The organism is Alteracholeplasma palmae J233, assembly GCF_000968055.1.
In the GTDB taxonomy this organism is placed as follows: Bacteria; Bacillota_I; Bacilli_A; order Acholeplasmatales; family Acholeplasmataceae; genus Alteracholeplasma; species Alteracholeplasma palmae.
In genome coordinates this window covers 338,824-356,168 of sequence record NC_022538.1, presented here as the reverse complement: position 1 = coordinate 356,168, position 17,345 = coordinate 338,824, and the positions used below count along the sequence as shown (strand labels likewise).

Annotated in this window: 24 protein-coding genes; 5 read left to right on the top strand and 19 right to left on the bottom strand. The window is 25.7% G+C overall.

Features of this window, described 5'->3' with window-relative positions:
* Positions 1 to 6: 6 nt before the first annotated feature.
* From BN854_RS01765 to BN854_RS01755, 3 genes are all read right to left on the bottom strand, one after another.
* Positions 7 to 1,089, bottom strand: a complete 1,083-nt coding sequence (locus BN854_RS01765; RefSeq protein WP_026656313.1) for a hypothetical protein — start codon at positions 1,087 to 1,089, stop codon at positions 7 to 9.
* Positions 1,090 to 1,164: 75 nt separating this feature from the next.
* Complete coding sequence (locus tag BN854_RS01760; RefSeq protein ID WP_026656305.1) at positions 1,165 to 1,929, bottom strand: nucleoside phosphorylase; 765 nt, start codon at positions 1,927 to 1,929, stop codon at positions 1,165 to 1,167.
* A gap of 9 nt (positions 1,930 to 1,938) precedes the next feature.
* Positions 1,939 to 2,280 carry a DUF6054 family protein gene (locus tag BN854_RS01755; RefSeq protein WP_026656297.1) on the bottom strand — a complete coding sequence of 114 codons (342 nt, stop codon included), beginning with the start codon at positions 2,278 to 2,280 and terminating at the stop codon, positions 1,939 to 1,941.
* Positions 2,281 to 2,698: 418 nt separating this feature from the next.
* Between BN854_RS01755 and BN854_RS01750 the strand changes: the two genes are divergently transcribed.
* The 5 genes from BN854_RS01750 to BN854_RS01730 all read left to right on the top strand — a co-directional run bounded on the left by BN854_RS01750 (position 2,699) and on the right by BN854_RS01730 (position 5,221).
* Entirely contained in the window at positions 2,699 to 3,061 is a 363-nt protein-coding gene (locus BN854_RS01750) for a PadR family transcriptional regulator (protein WP_026656290.1), read from the top strand.
* A complete protein-coding gene (locus tag BN854_RS01745) occupies positions 3,051 to 3,419 on the top strand; it encodes a DUF6120 family protein (RefSeq protein WP_026656281.1) in 369 nt (122 codons plus the stop codon). Before BN854_RS01750 ends, BN854_RS01745 begins: the two co-directional genes overlap by 11 nt.
* Positions 3,420 to 3,484: 65 nt before the next feature.
* On the top strand, positions 3,485 to 4,024 hold the full coding sequence (locus BN854_RS01740; protein WP_026656273.1) for a hypothetical protein: 540 nt from the start codon (positions 3,485 to 3,487) through the stop codon (positions 4,022 to 4,024).
* A 94-nt stretch (positions 4,025 to 4,118) separates the two neighbouring features.
* Positions 4,119 to 4,622, top strand: a complete 504-nt coding sequence (locus BN854_RS01735) for a transcription repressor NadR (RefSeq protein ID WP_026656265.1) — start codon at positions 4,119 to 4,121, stop codon at positions 4,620 to 4,622.
* Between the two features lie 68 nt (positions 4,623 to 4,690).
* Positions 4,691 to 5,221 (top strand): hypothetical protein, encoded by a 531-nt coding sequence (locus BN854_RS01730; RefSeq protein ID WP_026656257.1) that lies wholly within the window; start codon positions 4,691 to 4,693, stop codon positions 5,219 to 5,221.
* 157 nt (positions 5,222 to 5,378) lie between these two features.
* Here the strand turns inward: BN854_RS01730 and BN854_RS01725 are convergent, their stop codons facing one another.
* From BN854_RS01725 to BN854_RS01645, 16 genes are all read right to left on the bottom strand, one after another.
* On the bottom strand, positions 5,379 to 6,788 hold the full coding sequence (locus BN854_RS01725; RefSeq protein WP_026656249.1) for an ATP-binding cassette domain-containing protein: 1,410 nt from the start codon (positions 6,786 to 6,788) through the stop codon (positions 5,379 to 5,381).
* A gap of 133 nt (positions 6,789 to 6,921) precedes the next feature.
* A complete protein-coding gene (locus tag BN854_RS01720) occupies positions 6,922 to 7,161 on the bottom strand; it encodes a DUF3781 domain-containing protein (protein ID WP_026656240.1) in 240 nt (79 codons plus the stop codon).
* Between the two features lie 116 nt (positions 7,162 to 7,277).
* Positions 7,278 to 8,501: a M48 family metallopeptidase gene (locus BN854_RS01715; RefSeq protein ID WP_026656231.1), complete on the bottom strand. Its 1,224-nt coding sequence runs from the start codon at positions 8,499 to 8,501 to the stop codon at positions 7,278 to 7,280.
* A 51-nt stretch (positions 8,502 to 8,552) separates the two neighbouring features.
* A complete protein-coding gene (locus BN854_RS01710; protein ID WP_026656223.1) occupies positions 8,553 to 9,659 on the bottom strand; it encodes a type II toxin-antitoxin system HipA family toxin in 1,107 nt (368 codons plus the stop codon).
* A 5-nt stretch (positions 9,660 to 9,664) separates the two neighbouring features.
* Positions 9,665 to 9,949 (bottom strand): helix-turn-helix domain-containing protein, encoded by a 285-nt coding sequence (locus tag BN854_RS01705; RefSeq protein WP_026656215.1) that lies wholly within the window; start codon positions 9,947 to 9,949, stop codon positions 9,665 to 9,667.
* 129 nt (positions 9,950 to 10,078) lie between these two features.
* Positions 10,079 to 10,507: a MepB family protein gene (locus BN854_RS01700; RefSeq protein ID WP_026656206.1), complete on the bottom strand. Its 429-nt coding sequence runs from the start codon at positions 10,505 to 10,507 to the stop codon at positions 10,079 to 10,081.
* A 6-nt stretch (positions 10,508 to 10,513) separates the two neighbouring features.
* Positions 10,514 to 11,074, bottom strand: a complete 561-nt coding sequence (locus BN854_RS01695) for an LOG family protein (protein ID WP_026656204.1) — start codon at positions 11,072 to 11,074, stop codon at positions 10,514 to 10,516.
* Positions 11,075 to 11,080: 6 nt separating this feature from the next.
* Positions 11,081 to 11,395, bottom strand: a complete 315-nt coding sequence (locus BN854_RS01690; protein ID WP_026656202.1) for a MazG nucleotide pyrophosphohydrolase domain-containing protein — start codon at positions 11,393 to 11,395, stop codon at positions 11,081 to 11,083.
* Between the two features lie 56 nt (positions 11,396 to 11,451).
* Entirely contained in the window at positions 11,452 to 11,901 is a 450-nt protein-coding gene (locus tag BN854_RS01685) for a hypothetical protein (protein WP_026656200.1), read from the bottom strand.
* Positions 11,902 to 11,928: 27 nt separating this feature from the next.
* Positions 11,929 to 12,135 (bottom strand): GNAT family N-acetyltransferase, encoded by a 207-nt coding sequence (locus BN854_RS01680; RefSeq protein ID WP_026656198.1) that lies wholly within the window; start codon positions 12,133 to 12,135, stop codon positions 11,929 to 11,931.
* Complete coding sequence (locus BN854_RS01675; protein ID WP_026656197.1) at positions 12,096 to 12,344, bottom strand: hypothetical protein; 249 nt, start codon at positions 12,342 to 12,344, stop codon at positions 12,096 to 12,098. Before BN854_RS01675 ends, BN854_RS01680 begins: the two co-directional genes overlap by 40 nt.
* A 50-nt stretch (positions 12,345 to 12,394) precedes the next feature.
* A complete protein-coding gene (locus tag BN854_RS01670) occupies positions 12,395 to 12,925 on the bottom strand; it encodes a GNAT family N-acetyltransferase (protein WP_026656190.1) in 531 nt (176 codons plus the stop codon).
* Positions 12,926 to 13,164: 239 nt separating this feature from the next.
* Positions 13,165 to 13,428 (bottom strand): GNAT family protein, encoded by a 264-nt coding sequence (locus tag BN854_RS07400; RefSeq protein ID WP_026656173.1) that lies wholly within the window; start codon positions 13,426 to 13,428, stop codon positions 13,165 to 13,167.
* A 556-nt stretch (positions 13,429 to 13,984) separates the two neighbouring features.
* Positions 13,985 to 14,509, bottom strand: coding sequence for a GNAT family N-acetyltransferase (locus tag BN854_RS01655; protein ID WP_026656156.1), 525 nt, complete (start codon positions 14,507 to 14,509; stop codon positions 13,985 to 13,987).
* 132 nt (positions 14,510 to 14,641) lie between these two features.
* On the bottom strand, positions 14,642 to 14,929 hold the full coding sequence (locus BN854_RS01650; RefSeq protein WP_026656147.1) for an SdpI family protein: 288 nt from the start codon (positions 14,927 to 14,929) through the stop codon (positions 14,642 to 14,644).
* 17 nt (positions 14,930 to 14,946) lie between these two features.
* Positions 14,947 to 17,343: a DEAD/DEAH box helicase gene (locus BN854_RS01645; protein WP_026656137.1), complete on the bottom strand. Its 2,397-nt coding sequence runs from the start codon at positions 17,341 to 17,343 to the stop codon at positions 14,947 to 14,949.
* Positions 17,344 to 17,345 lie beyond the last annotated feature (2 nt).

The window sequence follows — 17,345 nt, the reverse complement described above, 5'->3', positions numbered from 1 at the left end:
TTACTTTCATTTTCTTAGACTACTTGTAGGATAGAAAATAAGTTCTTTATCTGTATCAGATAAGTAATCATTATCTTTTTTAATTGTAGGAAATGATTCATATTTTGTGTTTAAAATAAATACTCTTTCCATATCTTTTAATCCGATAATTTCGTCTAACGGTATGATTGAAATAGAATTTTTTACTGGTTTTTTAGTAATATTAGTTTGTTTTAAGTCTTCTTTAATCATTTTCAATAAGTCATTTTCATCATATTTATCGATTGGATATTGATTAAAAATATGAACTATTTGATTGATTGTTTGGTCAAAACTTGATTCATCAAGACTTCTTATTTTTATAAACTGCTCATTTCTATAGTCATCATCTGTTAAGACTTTTATAATCTTAGGAAGACTAAAACTCATTATTTTTCTCACATAAGATAAATCATATAATTTAAATTGTTTGTTTAAATCAACTGGAATCCCATAAAATCTTGATACCTTAATTATTTCTGATTGATAAGTCTCATCAAGATTAGCAATATATAGATGATTAATATCTGTTCCATTTTTTAATAAATTTGAAATACTTTCAAACAAATAAAACACTTCTTCTTTTTTACTTGAAAATTTATGGATTATAGGAGTTTTTTCTTTAAGTATACCAACTACTTCATAGCTTATATTAAAATGGTTAAAAATAGGTTTTAGATGTAATTCTTGGCTCAATAAGTAGAATTTAGAGCTCTTAGCTTTTTCTAGAAAGAGTTCATTTATATATATGTATTTTTTATTTGATTCAAAAAATAGATTTAAATCATTATTTACATGATTTAAATTATATTTGGCAAACTTAATTTTTTCATTTGTAATAGAAATAGGCATTTTATTTTGACTTAATGCATATAATACAAGTTCTTTATCTGTTTTAAAAGTTAAAAGATCTATTACTTCACTTTCTGTTAAAATAGAAAATTTAAATAGTTTTTTACTTTTTATTTCATATTCACTTTTCATTTGAATGACTCTTCTTTTTAAAACATCTGAAATAACTAAAATACTATTTTGTTGGTCTAGCGTTTCAAATAATTGTTCAAAGTTCATATGAGTTTCACCTTCATTATCTTTAATATTTATCATTAATATTGGTTTATCATAGAGTAAAAAACGAGTAGACTTTTATCTACTAATCTTTTTAGCAATTAAAAGTGCAATTAAAAAATAATTCACTCTACTACTTAATGATAAATTGCCTAATATTCTTTTATCCCATTTTTCAGAGTCTAGATTATCTGCCCCATAAACAAAGTTATATAAGTTAACATTTCTTAATCTAGAAAAAGCCTCAACAGCACTTACTTCCATGTCAACTGCGATACAACCTTGGTTTCTTCTTTCTTGAAAGATTTCTTTAGTTTCTCTATAAAAAGCATCAGTTGTCCAGATATAGCCTTCTACATAGTCTATGTTACTTTCTTTTAGAATGCTTGATACTTTCATATAGTTTCTAAGGTCAACAAAATCACTTTTAGGCATATAGTGATAACTTGTTCCTTCATCTCTATAAGCTTTAGTAGGAACAATTATTTTTCCTTCTGTAATTGTTTTATCTAAAACCCCAGAACTACCATACATGACTATATTTTTAATTCCTAGCTTATATACGATTTCTTCTAGGATACCAACTGCCATAGGTGCCCCTATTGGACATAAATAAAAAATCATATTATCATGTCCTATAACTTTATATGCATGATGTTTTCCATGTGCATTTCCAAAAGTTAAATCTTCTATGACTTCTATTTTATTTTCTTCTAAAAGTCCGGGTAGTACTTTACTTTGAAAAGTCATAATAACAGTATCATATGTTCTATGATACTTTTCTACAATATCACTTATCTTTAATACTTCTTCTGAGTCTCTATATGTTTGTTCAATTGACATAAAAATCTCCTACTTAACCATATTATTGATTGTTGGAATAACTGTTTTAAGAAAACTTTCATCACTCCATGTGTTGACCTTAAAAAATACTGCCTGACTTCCTCCAGTAGCAATCGCGCTCACAAAAATATCTCCATCGTTATTTCCGTAGACTGTAATACATAAACTTGATCTATTTTTGCCAAAATAAGCATATCTTTCATATGCTCTAATAGCTATTTTAGTATCACCCATAACTCTATTTGTAGACTCTTCTAAAGAACTTGTTGCACTGCCATTCACAGCTGCTTGATGAATTGCACTTACAACTGCATCAAAGTTGCCTTTACCATATTTTTCATATTTAGCCATCTTTGGTCACCCCTTTTAGTTTTATTATATCATTTATAGTCCTGTTATAAAAATAAAATTCATTTATATAAATATACCTGTCCTGGTAGTTCTATAAATGAATTTTATTTTTATACTTACTTTTATTTAGAAAAAAATATCCCTTTTTTATCCTTCTATTCTATCTAGAAATTCCGTTTAATTTTAATTGATTTTTTAGTTTGTTTTACTAAAATTTATCGTTTGTTATTAGAGCACTACTTATTTTCCCTTTTATTTATAAAAACCTTTAATTTTCTATTTTTTCAAAAAAATGACGTAAAAGCCCTCCTTGTTATACCTATTTTATACTTTTTATTGTTTTTTGTCAACTACTACTTTTATCAACAAGTATTGTGCTATAATATGTAATTAAGTATAATACATGTGAGGTACTAAAATGCAAGACTATAAAGTTGAAATTGAAGAGAAAATTAAATACGGATTTATAGAAATTATTATTCTACTTCTATTAAAATCTGAAGATATGTATGGGTACCAAATTGTTCAAGAAATAGAAAAAAGATCAAACGGGACCATCATAGTTAAGGAAGGCTCGTTATACGGTCCTCTTTATCGTCTTGAAAAAAAGAACTATGTTTCTACTAAAAAAGAACTTGTTGGAAAAAAACGTTTTAGAAATTACTATCACATGGAAGCTGATGGCTTAAAGTACTTAGAGTATGCTTTGGAAACCTTTAAATCATTTAGTTTTGGATTAGAATCAATTTTTAATTGGAAGGAACCAAAAAATGAAAAATGAACCTAAAAAAATAATAAAATCTTATATAAAAGATGTTTCAAAAAATTTGAATTGTAAATACAGTGTGAAAAGACTATTTTTAGCTGATTTTAAAAATAGAATTCTTGACTATTTAGAAAACAAGGAAAATATCGCTGTAGAGGAATTGTACAGTGTATTTGGAACACCTAATGAGATTTCAAGAGGCTTTGATTCAGTAGAGCTTGATAAATATGAAAAACAGGCAAAAAATCTTAAATGGATAATAGTTCTATTAATAGTACTAATTGCTATCTTAAGTTATGCTATATTTATTATCGTTGCCGGTTATGGAACAGATGTTACTGTGACAACTGATTCTTACATATCTTTATTATAAGTTTATTTTTAGTATACAGCTGACAACTATTGGTCAAATCTAAACTGTATATTTTAAGGAAAATAATGAAAAAAATATTTTTTATTTTATTATCTTTATTTGCGGTTACTTGTACTTTAAGCTTAGGGTTAACACTAAATACATCCCATGGCTATATTGCAAACAACGAACAAGTAACATTAAGTACTCTAGAAGATTATAGTTCAGATATTATTTATTATGACGATGGAAGCTATTTAGTCATTGAAACTTTTAGTTATACTGAAATTAGCCTTTTTTCTTTAGAGTTTGAAGTCCCTGGTGAATACACTAAAACTGGAGTTAAAACTGTTACAATGAAAAAAGACGATGGCTCTATTTTATGGACTTACACCTTAAAAACTATTTTTATCATCAATCAAGGCATATCCGCTAGAGCGATTGATTCAACTTACACAACGTCTATAAATAATGGGGCATGGTCATTTAGTGATGGTAATGCCTATAATATTAGTAATGTAGGTTATGGAAAAGGTACGTTTAGACATAAGGTTTTATTTATAACTATTAAAACTGTAAATATTGATATTGATTTAACTTGTGATAGTTCTGGTAATATTGTTTAACCCCTAAATAATGCTAAGTAATTAGCATTTATTTTTTTATATCTTAATTTATGTTAAAATAGATTATATTAATTACACATTTGAGGTTTAAATTATGACTGGTCAAGAACGAAGAGACAAAATTTTATTATTACTTAATAATAGTGAAAATGAATTGAGTGCTAATTTTATCGCTAAAAAACTAAATGTTTCCAGACAAGTAATTGTAGGTGATATCGCCCTTTTAAGAGCTACAGGACATTCTATTCTAGCCAAACCAAAAGGTTATATTCTAGATAATATAAATAGTGATTATAAAAAGTATCAAATCATTGTAAAACATAGTTTTGAAGAAACCTTAACTGAATTAGAAATTCTTGTTAAAAACAACATCATTATATATGATGTAACAATCAATCATCCTTCTTATGGATTATTAAAAGGTGAACTCAATATTAAAACTAATGATGATATCACTCAATTTATCAAAAGTAAGCCTAATCTTCTTTCTTCTCTTACAGATGGTATTCATGTGCATACCCTCTTGTATAAAGATCAGGAAGATTTAGATAAAGCATTAAAAGAACTGAATCTTAAAGGATTTATTTACAATGACTAAAAGGTGTCTTGACACCTTTTTATTTTTGTTGTACAATGACAAGGTGTCAAGACACCTTGGAGGTCATTATGAAATATAACATCAAAAGATTAACACTTGCTGTAATGCTATCAGCTTTAGGAATTATCATTCCGCTTATAATGCCTAAAATCGTTATTGGACCAGCTTCTTATACCTTAGGAAGCCATGTTCCCATTTTCATCGCTATGTTTATTGGATGGGATATTGCCCTTTTAGTTGGTTTATCTGGAGGAATTGGCTTTTTCTTATCACTAGGTCCTATTGTATCAGCAAGAGCATTTTCTCATATATTATGGGCTGTTAGTTTTTCATTTATCTTTACTAAAATGAAAGATAAGAACTTCAGTTTACTAAAAAGAACACCATTTAATTTAGTTTTGGCTTTCTTTCATGCATTATTGGAATGCATTGTGGTTGCCTTATTTTTCTTAGGAAACTTAAACGATTGGTCTTTTATACTTTACACAATCATTTTACCAGTAGGTATTGGAGGTTTTATTCATAGTTTAGTTGACTTTGAAATTAGTTTCTTCTTATACAAAAGATTAGAGTCGCAATTGATGCAACTAGCATTATAATTAAAGGGGCTGTAAAGAAATGAAGTATTAAACGACTTCATTACTTTACAGTACCTATTTTTATTGTTTATTAAGCCCTTCTAAACTCATTTCATAACTATCTTCAAATACACTTTCAATAAATGTTCTATCGTGTGTAACAGCTATAATAGCCCCTTTAAATTGTAAAAATAATTCCATATATCTCATCTTGATTAATAGGTGATATGTTTCTTGTTGGTTCATCTAGTAAAAGTACTTCGTATGAATTAGAAACAAGTAATAATAACATCACTTTTAATTTTGTTCCTTCACTTATGTTTTTTATTTTATTGGTCATTTCATTTTTTCTAAGCCCAAGCGTTCCAAGAATTTGTCTAATTTTAGATTGATCATACTTATTTTGGTTATTAATTAAAAAATTTACTACTGTCATATTCTCATCTAATATGTCTAAATAGTCTTGTGTTAAGTATCCTACTTTTATGTCTTCACTTATTAATTTTTTATAAATGAAATTCATTAAAGTTGTTTTTCCTATACCATTTTTACCAAAAATTACTATTTTATCTTTTGCCATAACTTCTAAATTGATATTTCTAATATTTATTCCATCTGGAAGTGATAAAGCATTTAGTCTTAAGCTTAAAATACTTTTTTGTGCATTGATTCTTAAATTATCATCAAAAAATATATTCATAGCCTCTTCTTTTTCAGGAATATCAAGGAAGTTTTCTTTTTCTTTTATATATCTTTTTTCTTGTGATTTTAAAACATGTATTTTCTTTTTTAGAATACTTGCGGCACCAGGGTTTCTAACTGCCTGATTTTGTTTGTATTCAACTTTTTGGTAAATTTGTCTGAATTTTTCTATTTTATTTTTATAATCAGATCTTTGCTTTCTAGCTTTTATGAGTTGGTGAGAAAAGTTGTTCAAATAGTGTTCTTTATACGTCTTATAATCAATATTTAAAAACGTTGTCTTCGCAATCATTCTTTTATTTGTATGTTCTAGATGAATAATTCCAGTAGCGACATTTTCTAACAATCTTTGATCATGCGAAATAAATATTACAGGTATTTCAGTTTTTATAAGAAAGTCTTCTATGATATTGATTGTTTCAAAATCAATATCATTAGATGGTTCATCTAGTAAGAAAACATCTGGATTTATTAACAAAGCTTTAATGAGGCCAATTTTAACTCTTTCTCCCCCAGAAAAAGTATTTATTTTTCTATCTTTAATTTCATCATAATTAAGCTTAAATTGATTAACTATTTTATGAATATTAGTATAGTTGTTATATTTATTTTCTTCATATAAATATTGATTTACTGTATATGCTTGATATTGGTTCTTTATATTTTGTTCCATGTAAAAAATAACATTAGGTCTTATAATGTCTCCAGTAACTTCAATATATGATGGTATATTACCATATAATACTTTTAATAAAGTGGATTTTCCACTTCCTTCGCTACCTATAATAGCGATTTTATCGTTTTTATTCAGTGTGAAAAACAGACGATCAACTAAAGTAATGTCATGTTGATAGTCTTTAATAACTAAATCTTTTATGTTTAACATATTTTATATGTCTCCTTTTAGTATTAAATTTTATTCCTACTAAAAGTTAACTTAAAGTAGGATTTAGTTATTAATGTTCATTTTCACACCTTCTTTCTTATTGTAGTATAACACATCTTTTATAGCATCGCTATTATTTTTTCTTGTGTGCAGTGATGATTGTATAAGAATGTTTATTGACAGTAAGTGTTATATCAGCTTTTGATATATAAAAGTTTTTACCTTTTTCTGTTATTGTGCTTAATGGATCTTTAATAATTGTTTTACAGTATCCTACTACATCAGTATTTTCAATTTCAAGATTTCTTAAAATTCTTATTTTTCCTAATTCTGTTGTATGTAACTTATCTAGGTTTTCTATCAATTTTTTCACACTATTACCTCTTTTTAAAATATATTGTACTATCTAATTACTACCTTATTAATTTTATTGTATGATTCATATCTTATTTTTAAAATTATAAAAAAATTATTCAATTAAGAATAATTTTAAATGTTTTCTATTGCCTCAATCCTTTTATCTAGTGGTGGGTGAGTATAATTAATAACCACTGTGATTGGGTGAGGTGCTAAATTAGATAAGTTTTTACGTGATAGTTTCTTTAGTGCAGAAACTAAATATTCTTTAGAATAGGTTGTCACTGAGTATTTGTCTGCGGCATATTCCATTTTTCTTGAAAACCAATTTGTTATCGTATTAATAATAATGATTGTTAATGGCATAATTTCTATAAATACCATAATTGAGAATAAAAAATTACTTTCGGTAAATCCAAATGCTAGTGAAATATCTTTATTTGAAGCTATTATATATAAGCTAATTAAGAAAAAGCCTATTACAAATAATGACATTGGAATTCTTTTTAGAATATCCTTATGTTTAGCATGACCAACTTCATGAGCTAAGATAGCTACTATTTCTTCTTCACTAAACTCAGATATAAGTGTATCATATAATACAATTCTTCTTTTTTTACCATATCCGCTAAAGTAAGCATTGGAACGGCTTGATCTTTTAGATGCGTCAATCACATAAATATTTTCAACAGGAAAATTCATCTTATTAGCATATGCATTAATTTTATCTTTTAAGCTACCTTCTTCTAAAGATGTTGCTTTATTAAATATTCTAGAAAAAATAGGTTGTAAGTATGGCATTAGTAAAACTAATACTGCAATTGAGCTAAACGCAGTAATAAAGAATATAAATGGGTTTTCAAAACTTACATAAATGATATTTAGTACATATAATAGTAATCCAAAGAAAACTACTTTTAATAAGAACTTAACAATAGTGTCTTTGATAAATAATTTCTTACTTGTTTTATTCATTCCATATTTTTCTTCTAATATAAAAGTGTCATAGTAACTGATAACTGTATCAAAAAAAACTGATATTAAACTAATAACTAAAATGAATAAATACACTTGAAAAATAAGTATATTTGTTAAATCCGTTGTCCAGTAGTAGATCTTACTAAAAATATTAAAGTAAAATAAAACCGCTGTAATAATAAGACTAACAATTCCTGAAACAATTCCTAGGGTTGTGCTATCTTTTTGGTAGTTTCTCCAATTAGTATACTCATCTTTATCATATACATCTGATACACTTTTAGCAATAACTCTTTTTCTACTTTTTAAATCCAATATACTCATAAATATATTTATTACAAAAACTAACGCAATTAAGCTTAATATAAAAATTTTCATATAGTTACCTCTTCATCTTATTTATATTATTATATAGCAATAGACTTACCTTTACAAGGTTATATTATTTATAACTCTTTTAATATTTTCAATAATACTCAAGCATTTTTCTTTACTTAATTGCATTCTTTCTTGAACTTCAATAAGCTCTTTTTCTGTTGGATTCCCTGATCCGTTAACTGTCATTTCATGTTCTAGTTTATCTATAGTGTTAGTTATATCATAGGCTTTAGATAATACATATCCTTTTTTTACTTCATCATAAATGAAAGAATGGTTTTTACCATGATCATCTTTATTTCCATATAGAACATTAAAACACATTCTTCTATATGCTTCATACAAATCATCTGGGTTAACAGATATTTTTTGGATTACTTGAAATAAATGAATATAATCTAAATTACTTATTTGATGAGTGGTTTCCAAAATAGAAGAAAGTGCTATAACATGTATTTTTTTATCCCCTATTCTATCAAATCTTTTTGTCCCAAAAAAACCTTTTGTTAATTTTGAATCAAAAAGTTTAAATTCACTGACATTAATGCCACATTCTTTAGCAAGTATATTTGCTTTATATTCTTCTATTCCTACTAAACTACTTTCATTTATTGCCGCAAACTTGATAATCCATTCTTCATTATTTATTTTAAGGTGCACTTTAGGTCTAGCACCACCTGAAGCACCACCTAATTTATATAGGTTATCTAAGCTTAGTCCATCTGTTCTGTTGTTTAACTCTTTATTTATATCTGCTGCAATCAAATCTAAATCTGTAGTTTCATTTATCTGATCCTTTTTTTGTTTCGGTAGGTATTCAAGTCCTCCTAAACCTGTTTGGTTTACTAATGACAATCTAACTAAAGGGGATAATTTTTCAAAATTAATCTTCTTTCTTAATAACATTCTTCTTATCAAAAATTCTCCCCATCCATCTGGTAATGAGTCATTAAATACCGCATATAGTCCTTTAAAATAAGGAGAGTTAGAGATATATACTTTATCTGATAATGGAAGCGAAAATGGGGATATTGAAAATCCCTTTTTTATCCAATCAGTATCATACTGAAATGCAATCGTATCTTCGTCTATCATTTCCAAATATCCTACTAATTGATTATTATAGTATACTTCCATTTTTTGAATAGTTAGTTGCATATTCATTACCTCCTTAAACTCTTAATAATAGGTTTTTTAAATAATGAATTAAATTCATCTAATAATCCTAATATACTACTGATTTTTACAAGAGAAGTAAAAGATATTTCTCCTTTAGATTCAAACCTCCTAATTGAACCATAACTAACACCTGAGCGTTCACTTAATTTTTGTTGTGTTAATCCGTATTCTTTTCTTCTTTTTATAAATCTATTAACTAAATCAGCAATAACTTTCTGTTCTGTTTGAACTTCTACAAAATCACTTATATCAATTATATCTTTTATCATATCGCTAATATTTTAACACTTTTATGCTTAAATGTCAATAATTGCTAACATATTAGCATTTAATACTTTTATATCATTTGTTAAATAAAAAATCATCTCTTCATAATTTAAAGAGATGATCATATTTTATTATAGATTATAAAAATATTCTAATTGCCATTTTTGAGTTTTACTAGCTTCTTTGTTTAGTAAACCTAGGTTCCATGAAGGATACACCCTCATCCCCATTTTGCCTTTTTGAGTCTCACTTTTCACAATTCCTTTTTCAATAAGATCTTTTTTAGGAATTTTAAAGTATCCTTTATTTTCTTCATCTATTACAAGAATAATAAAGTAATCACATGTATCTTCTTTATTATATGGATGATTAATACCATCAATTTTTTCCCAAAATGTTACAAAATAACCTTCTTTTTTAGGAGTTTTCTTAGCAAGTCTTGATCTATACTTAAAGCTATTAGAAACAAATACAAACCCTTCATAAAGATCATTTTGATTATCATATTGAATAACTTCAAAATCAGGAAAAACTAGTTTAATTATATTTATAGATTTCATAATATCTTAATACTTTCTAACAGTTGGTGGTTCATAAGTTTTAACAAAGTTTTCTAATTCATCTATAGAATTTGTAAATAATATTTTATCAAAATCTGATTGTGTTAAAAAACCTTTTTCAACCATTGTTAAATAAAATGACTTTAAATCATTATAGTATCCATCTACATTCCAAAAAATACAAGGATTATTGTTTTGGCCAATTCTTGCCCACGAAACAACTTCTGATATCTCTTCTAATGTCCCAGGTCCTCCTGGAAGGGCAATATAAATATCACCTAGTTCAATCATCTTATTTTTTCTTTCTGTCATTGTATTAGTTTCAAAGTTTTCAGTTAATCCTTTATGCATAATTTCTCTTTCTATTAAAAACTTGGGCATAACTCCAATCACTTTTCCACCATTTTCTAAAACAGTATCAGCAATTACTCCCATAAGTCCTGCTTTACCACCACCATAAACTAGTTTATATTGATTACTAGAAATCCATTTTCCTATTTTTCTTGTTTCTTTTTCATATATAGAGTCATTTCCTAGGCTTGCTCCACAATAGATAACAATATTCATGTATACTTACTCCTTATATCTTTTTTCTAATTTACTTAAGTGTGATTCCATAATATCTTCTAAACTGATTTGGTACTTATCAGCTATAATCAATAAATTATCTAATACATCTCCTAATTCTTCAACGAGGTTTTCATGCATATTTAAAGGTACTTTTTCATCTGGTCTATCTCTACCGATCTCAATTGTTCTAACAGCTCTAGAAACTTCTCCTACTTCCTCTGTTAGAAAATTAATACGAATAAATGGATCTAATTGGTACCAATTACGTTTTTTATAGAACTCTATAATTTTATTTTGGTATGCTTTTATATCAACCATGTCACCCTCCTAGTATTTGTCTTTCATACTATTATAATATAAAAAAAGAAATGCTATCAATTCTTTAGATTTTCTAATTCATATACTTTTCTTAATCTTTTATCCATTATTAAATAATATATTGATATAACAGTAAAAATTAAGGCTATTAATAATGCAGCCACACTTTCTACAACTTCTATTTTTATGTTAAAGAAGAAAATCAAGATAATAATAGGTATCAGAAAATAAACGATGGCGCTTCTTTTAAAATGAAAATAAGGATATGGATTTTCATTAAACTGTATAAGTTTAACCACTAATCTAATTGTATTTATAACTGAAATTACTATTATAATCATAAATAAAATATTGAATAATATTATCCAACTATAGATGTTTTTATTCCAAGTCATATCATTATTGAATACTACTAAAAAAGTAATAGTGAAAAAATCATATAAGAAAGATAGCAAAATGATTAGACCACATGCAATTTTATATCTTTTAATATTCTTATTTAACATTGATATTTTCATCCTTAATCTTTAAATCTATTTTTCTAAAACATACTTTAAAACTTTAAATCCAATTTTTTCATAAAACTTAATAGCTGCTTCATTTTTAAACCAAACATTTAAACTTACTTTTCTTTTTCCAATATATATTTCTAAATCATCTAACAGTTTTTTACCAATACTTAAACCTCTTTTTTCTTCATCTACACATAAATCATCAATGAAAAAACTCTTTTCATCCAACCTATAAGATATCCAAAAACTTGATGATCTTTTTCATATACTAATACTAGTTTATCAGGACTATTAATTAATTGTTCTACCTCTTTTAAATCATACTTAGAATCAACTTCTTCAAAATGATCAGGGTATAAATTGTGGTGAAGTTTAGCTATTTGCTTAAGCAGTCTATAGATATCTTTTTTATCATTTGTTATTGCTTTTCTAATCATAATAAGTTACTTTTCTTTTGATAGTGTAATTATTTTAAAATCTCTTCTATTTATATAGAAACTTCATAAATTAGAGTATCTGCTGTATCATCTAATCCAGTTTCTTTATCTATTCTAGAATTCTTTTGGATATTTATTTTTTTCATCCCTAAATTTAACATTATTTTTTCAGAAGCAATATTCCGTGAATCACATGTGGCAAATATTTTTGTTAAATCAAATTTAGCTATCAGATATTCTTTTAATGCTAAAGCAGCTTCTGTCATAATACCTTTTCTATGATAAGCTTGATTTAGAATCCAGCCCATCTCAGCTTTTTTATGCTCACAATCAACATAAGCAGACACTCCACCAATCACTTTTTGATTCATTTCTATAGCATATTCAAAATTTTTTAGTGGTCTTTGTATAGAATAAGTAGTAATTACTTTTTGAACAAATTCTTTTGTTTCTTCATAACTGTTAGGTCCAAATAACATATACTTTACAACTTCTTTATCAGAAGCATATTGATGAACATCATTTGTATCCTCTAATCTATAAGGTCTTAAAGTAAGCCTTTTAGTATGTATTATATCCATATTAGAAATTCCTGCCTTTTATTTTAAAATTCTTATTTTAGCTAATTATAAGTTAAGTTTATATATTTTATATTTTATATTTTATATTTTCCCATTTGATCATAATAAAAGATATATGCTTTGGGAGGAACTACTTCCTCTATCAATTTGGATCCTAGTTTTAAGGTAATTCTAGAACTAGCATGATTTGAATCTTCACAAGTAATATATAGGTAATTCATTTGATGTTTTCTTGCAACTTATAATACTAGTTTGCTGGCATTTAATGAATAGTTGTTTCCTTGATATGCTTCATATATCTCAAAACCTATATTTCCATTGTAATATGAGTGTGAGTTATGTCCAATTCTAATACTAATTTTACCTATTTCTACATTTCTTTCTTTAAGTATAATTGCATAATAATAGTAAGGTATTTCAGATTCATTTCCAATATTTTTATCTATAATATTTAGTTTTAAAACTTCATCTTCTAAACTATCAAACTCATCATAAAATTTCATATTAAACTCCCCATTAAAAATCTTTGTGTTTAAAGTATTATAGTTCACTTTATTAAAATAAGAAAGTATTCTTATAAAATAAAATTAATCAAGTAATGCAGTATTTTATATTTTTAGTGTTCTTTTAAGTTTATGGTGTGCTATTAAATAATTAATAGGAATTGTCAATACTAAAACTCCTATCAAAAGCATTATTAGTTTTTCACCAATGCGATAATCACTTGAGAATGGATAAATAATAGCACACACAAATATCACCAAATATAATCGTGCAGCCCTATAAAATTCAAAGCTAGGTTTTTTATGCCTTTTGAATAATATAACTTCTTTAATTAATTTGATGATACTAATTACTAAAGTTATAGTAAAGATAATTAGTGCAACAAATAGAATTAGGAAATATATATTTAAGTTATTAAATAAGATAACTAAAAACCATATAACTAAACCTAATATAAGAAGAGATTCCAGTATCATTAACACTGAAGATATTTTATATCTTTTAAAATACTTTTCTTGCATTGCATGACTTCCTTTTAATTTTTATTGATACTTTTTAATATATTAAATACTTTTGTTCAGAGATTAAAGCATTCTTTTCTTCTTTTAGTATACCACCATTATTTAAGATTGCTTTTTTAGATCCTATATTGTATTTATTGCAACAAACCATTACAGGATCTTTAGGATTTATTTTTTTAGTTTCTAGTACAGCTAGTCTTAGTCCTTCTGTTGCATACCCTTTTTTTCTTTCACTAGGTCTAATACTATAACCAATATTACCACCAAATGATTCGTCTAAACTTCTATTTAGATAAGGTCTGATACTTATAACACCTATAAGTTTATTTGTTTTTTCACTCATAAGTAAATATTGATATTTAATAGGTGTTTTTTGTTCATATCCTTCATATTTAATGATACTATGTTTTTGGATTGCTTCATACATTTTTTCAAATGTTTCTTCATGTGTATACCATAAGCCATGAATATCTGAAGCATGTTCTATCATTTCCTTAATGAAATCAAGAACAATTTCTTTAGCTTCTAGTTTCATTAGTCTTAAATATAATTTTTCCATCTAAAAATCCTCATTCTCATATTAGTTTGACATGCTAATGTCTTATAGTTTAATTGTTAATATTATTAGAATATTTCTTTAATCTATAATGAACATAGATAATAATTGCATAGGTTGTTATCATAGAAATAGCTAAATAAAGGGTATTATTATATCATTAGCTGTATCATATTCTTTGTATGTAAAAATCATTGTTAAGACAGATACTATGAGTTCTATTAGGCCTATAATAAGTATTAGCTTTGCACTAAGTTTATTAGAAAAAAGCCATGACTCATCATCTTTTAATGATTGTTTTGTCTTATAGCCGAAAAAACTATTTCTAGTCGGGGTAAATTTAAATAAAATAGTTCCTAAAACGACTTTAAGTAAAGATATTACAAAAACTGTTATCCAAAGTATTAAAACTGATATATGCATAGTGATCTCCTTTTTATCTATAAACTTTTTGTAAATATTTTATTAATTTCAAATTTAATAAAATCATCTTCATCTTCAAGCATTCTAAAAAACTTATCACTAGCTTCAAATCCACTAGTGGTTCTATTTACTTCATTTATTAGTTCATTTTTTTCCATAAAATTAATTGTTTGTTGTGATAATCCAGATTTTAACATAGAGATTTTGTCTTGACTCTTTGTATTGTAAAAAAATTCTTCATAATTATCTTGATTAATCAATTTAAGTTCTAGTAGAGCCTTGACAAATTTCGAAATTTCAAACCCTACAAAATCATCTTCTATTTTAGACTTAACTATTGCTAAATTAATTCTTTCTTTTTCACTTTTAGCTGCGATATCTATATATACCTTACGATTTGTGTTTTCGTATAAATCTGTATTTTTTACTACTTCCCCAAAGGAATCTCCAATATAGTACAATTTTTTTTCTTGAGTTATTTTTGAAAAATGCCTATCAAAAAAATTTATTTTTGTTTTAAAATCACTGTGATAAATAAAGTTAATATAACTAGAATAAAAATTTACAGTTTGCTCTTTTATTAGTCTACCAACTTCATAATTTTTGAAATCACCATACTCAAACCCCTTGAAAAATATTTCATAGATAATACTAATAATGTTTTCATTGCTAACTATTTTTTTTCTATCAAAAGAATCAATGTTTTCACTTATTTTGTACATACATTCATTAACTTCTTTATAAAAATCATCTATACTATTTCTAACTAAAATAGCATATAAATCTTGTTTTTTAAAATTACTAAGAAAGGTTTCTTCTCTATCATATATTTCTATATTTTTTTCTATACTATTTGTCAAAACTGGATTTTTAACTTTATCTTCAATATCAAGCATTCTCAAAAGTTCGATCTTATTTCTAAAATAATTACCACCTCCGAACTCTGCATTTTCTATAAAATATACTGGCGAGAACAATCTTCTTAAGTCTCCTTTATCATTAAATATTTCATTTAGCCTATTTACTCTACCAATTAGATTATTAAGATTATTTATATTTAAATTATATGTATTCAATATAAATAAGGAATCAATTGGAAAATTAACACCTTCTAGAACAGATGAATTGGATACCAAATACTTAATATCTTCTATTTCTTTGTACTTTTCGATAAGATAATCTCTTATCGAGTCAGGCATTTTTCCATGTATAAATAGTACCCCTTTGTCAATCAAATCCACCATGTAATATTCTTTATCAACATATTTTATCATTATTTCCTTAATTTCATCGAGTTGTTTATTAGGAATTTTAGGAAGTATTTCACTAAAATACAAGGCCAATTCTTGCACATATCTAGGTCTATTAACATACAACAATGATTTCTTAATTGTTCTTCCTTTAATATAGTTCCTCCAATCATTTTCTTCATTTTCCCTTTCTAAATATCTATTTGAAAACCTATTATATACATGTTCAATATTCCTTTCATCATAAAAGTGTATGTCAGGCTCTTTAATATTGAAATTTATCCTCTTTTCATTTATTTCCATATTTTCCTCAAATGTTAAATTATTCGAGTTATTTATTAGAGGAGATAAGAATACAATTCGTTGCTTGGGGTTTATCTTTCTATTCAATTTTATCAAACGAGTTAACAAAATATTTCTTTCATTTTTCTCAAATATATTATGTGCTTCATCAATGTATAAGATATCAAAATAAACGTTATTTTCTTGTAGTAGTCTTAAGGCTCTTTCTTGTGTAAAGATACCAATAAATCTACACTCTCCATTATACTCAGTATCATGTATAAGTAACTTATACTTTTTTTCTTGGGCTAATTTTTTAACTCTTCTATATGTTTCCCAGATAAGAGCCTTCTTAGGAACTATAATTGCTACTTTAAGAAGATTTAGCTTATCTATATCCTCTAGTATTACCTCTGATTTACCAAAAGAAGTCGGAGCAATAAATGATCGATATTTGCTTTTTGATTCAATTAACTTAACTTTATTACTATATTGCTCTTTCGTTTGAATTTTATCATTTAGTTCATACTTTTCCATTTTTAATTGGTTAATAAAATCAAAAATACCAATTTCTGTTTTATACTTTTTATTGAGTAGACTTGTTATAGGGTAAAACCCAACATTTATACTAAAATCATATAATGGGTTGTAATCACCTGTAATTATAAAATACTTTAAAACTAAATAATATGAAAACTCAAAGTAATATTCTTGATTTTCTTTTAAATAATAATCATAAAATACTAAACTCAGATTTATCACATATGTTGATTCATTCTCATTAATTGGTAAATTCAATGAAAGCTTATCCAAAATTTTTCCAAAATACTCATTTTTATATATATTTGTAAATTTTGTTTTAATTTTTCCATTATCACTCATTA

Coding starts and splice junctions, on each gene's coding strand:
- BN854_RS01765 (WP_026656313.1), bottom strand. CDS start 1,089: ATGAACTTTGAACAATTATTTGAAACGCTAGACCAACAAAATAGTATT.
- BN854_RS01760 (WP_026656305.1), bottom strand. CDS start 1,929: ATGTCAATTGAACAAACATATAGAGACTCAGAAGAAGTATTAAAGATA.
- BN854_RS01755 (WP_026656297.1), bottom strand. CDS start 2,280: ATGGCTAAATATGAAAAATATGGTAAAGGCAACTTTGATGCAGTTGTA.
- BN854_RS01750 (WP_026656290.1), top strand. CDS start 2,699: ATGCAAGACTATAAAGTTGAAATTGAAGAGAAAATTAAATACGGATTT.
- BN854_RS01745 (WP_026656281.1), top strand. CDS start 3,051: ATGAAAAATGAACCTAAAAAAATAATAAAATCTTATATAAAAGATGTT.
- BN854_RS01740 (WP_026656273.1), top strand. CDS start 3,485: ATGAAAAAAATATTTTTTATTTTATTATCTTTATTTGCGGTTACTTGT.
- BN854_RS01735 (WP_026656265.1), top strand. CDS start 4,119: ATGACTGGTCAAGAACGAAGAGACAAAATTTTATTATTACTTAATAAT.
- BN854_RS01730 (WP_026656257.1), top strand. CDS start 4,691: ATGAAATATAACATCAAAAGATTAACACTTGCTGTAATGCTATCAGCT.
- BN854_RS01725 (WP_026656249.1), bottom strand. CDS start 6,788: ATGTTAAACATAAAAGATTTAGTTATTAAAGACTATCAACATGACATT.
- BN854_RS01715 (WP_026656231.1), bottom strand. CDS start 8,501: ATGAAAATTTTTATATTAAGCTTAATTGCGTTAGTTTTTGTAATAAAT.
- BN854_RS01710 (WP_026656223.1), bottom strand. CDS start 9,659: ATGCAACTAACTATTCAAAAAATGGAAGTATACTATAATAATCAATTA.
- BN854_RS01705 (WP_026656215.1), bottom strand. CDS start 9,949: ATGATAAAAGATATAATTGATATAAGTGATTTTGTAGAAGTTCAAACA.
- BN854_RS01700 (WP_026656206.1), bottom strand. CDS start 10,507: ATGAAATCTATAAATATAATTAAACTAGTTTTTCCTGATTTTGAAGTT.
- BN854_RS01695 (WP_026656204.1), bottom strand. CDS start 11,074: ATGAATATTGTTATCTATTGTGGAGCAAGCCTAGGAAATGACTCTATA.
- BN854_RS01690 (WP_026656202.1), bottom strand. CDS start 11,395: ATGGTTGATATAAAAGCATACCAAAATAAAATTATAGAGTTCTATAAA.
- BN854_RS01685 (WP_026656200.1), bottom strand. CDS start 11,901: ATGTTAAATAAGAATATTAAAAGATATAAAATTGCATGTGGTCTAATC.
- BN854_RS01675 (WP_026656197.1), bottom strand. CDS start 12,344: ATGATTAGAAAAGCAATAACAAATGATAAAAAAGATATCTATAGACTG.
- BN854_RS01670 (WP_026656190.1), bottom strand. CDS start 12,925: ATGGATATAATACATACTAAAAGGCTTACTTTAAGACCTTATAGATTA.
- BN854_RS07400 (WP_026656173.1), bottom strand. CDS start 13,428: ATGAAATTTTATGATGAGTTTGATAGTTTAGAAGATGAAGTTTTAAAA.
- BN854_RS01655 (WP_026656156.1), bottom strand. CDS start 14,509: ATGGAAAAATTATATTTAAGACTAATGAAACTAGAAGCTAAAGAAATT.
- BN854_RS01650 (WP_026656147.1), bottom strand. CDS start 14,929: ATGCATATATCAGTTTTAATACTTTGGATAACAGTTTTTGTAATATCT.
- BN854_RS01645 (WP_026656137.1), bottom strand. CDS start 17,343: ATGAGTGATAATGGAAAAATTAAAACAAAATTTACAAATATATATAAA.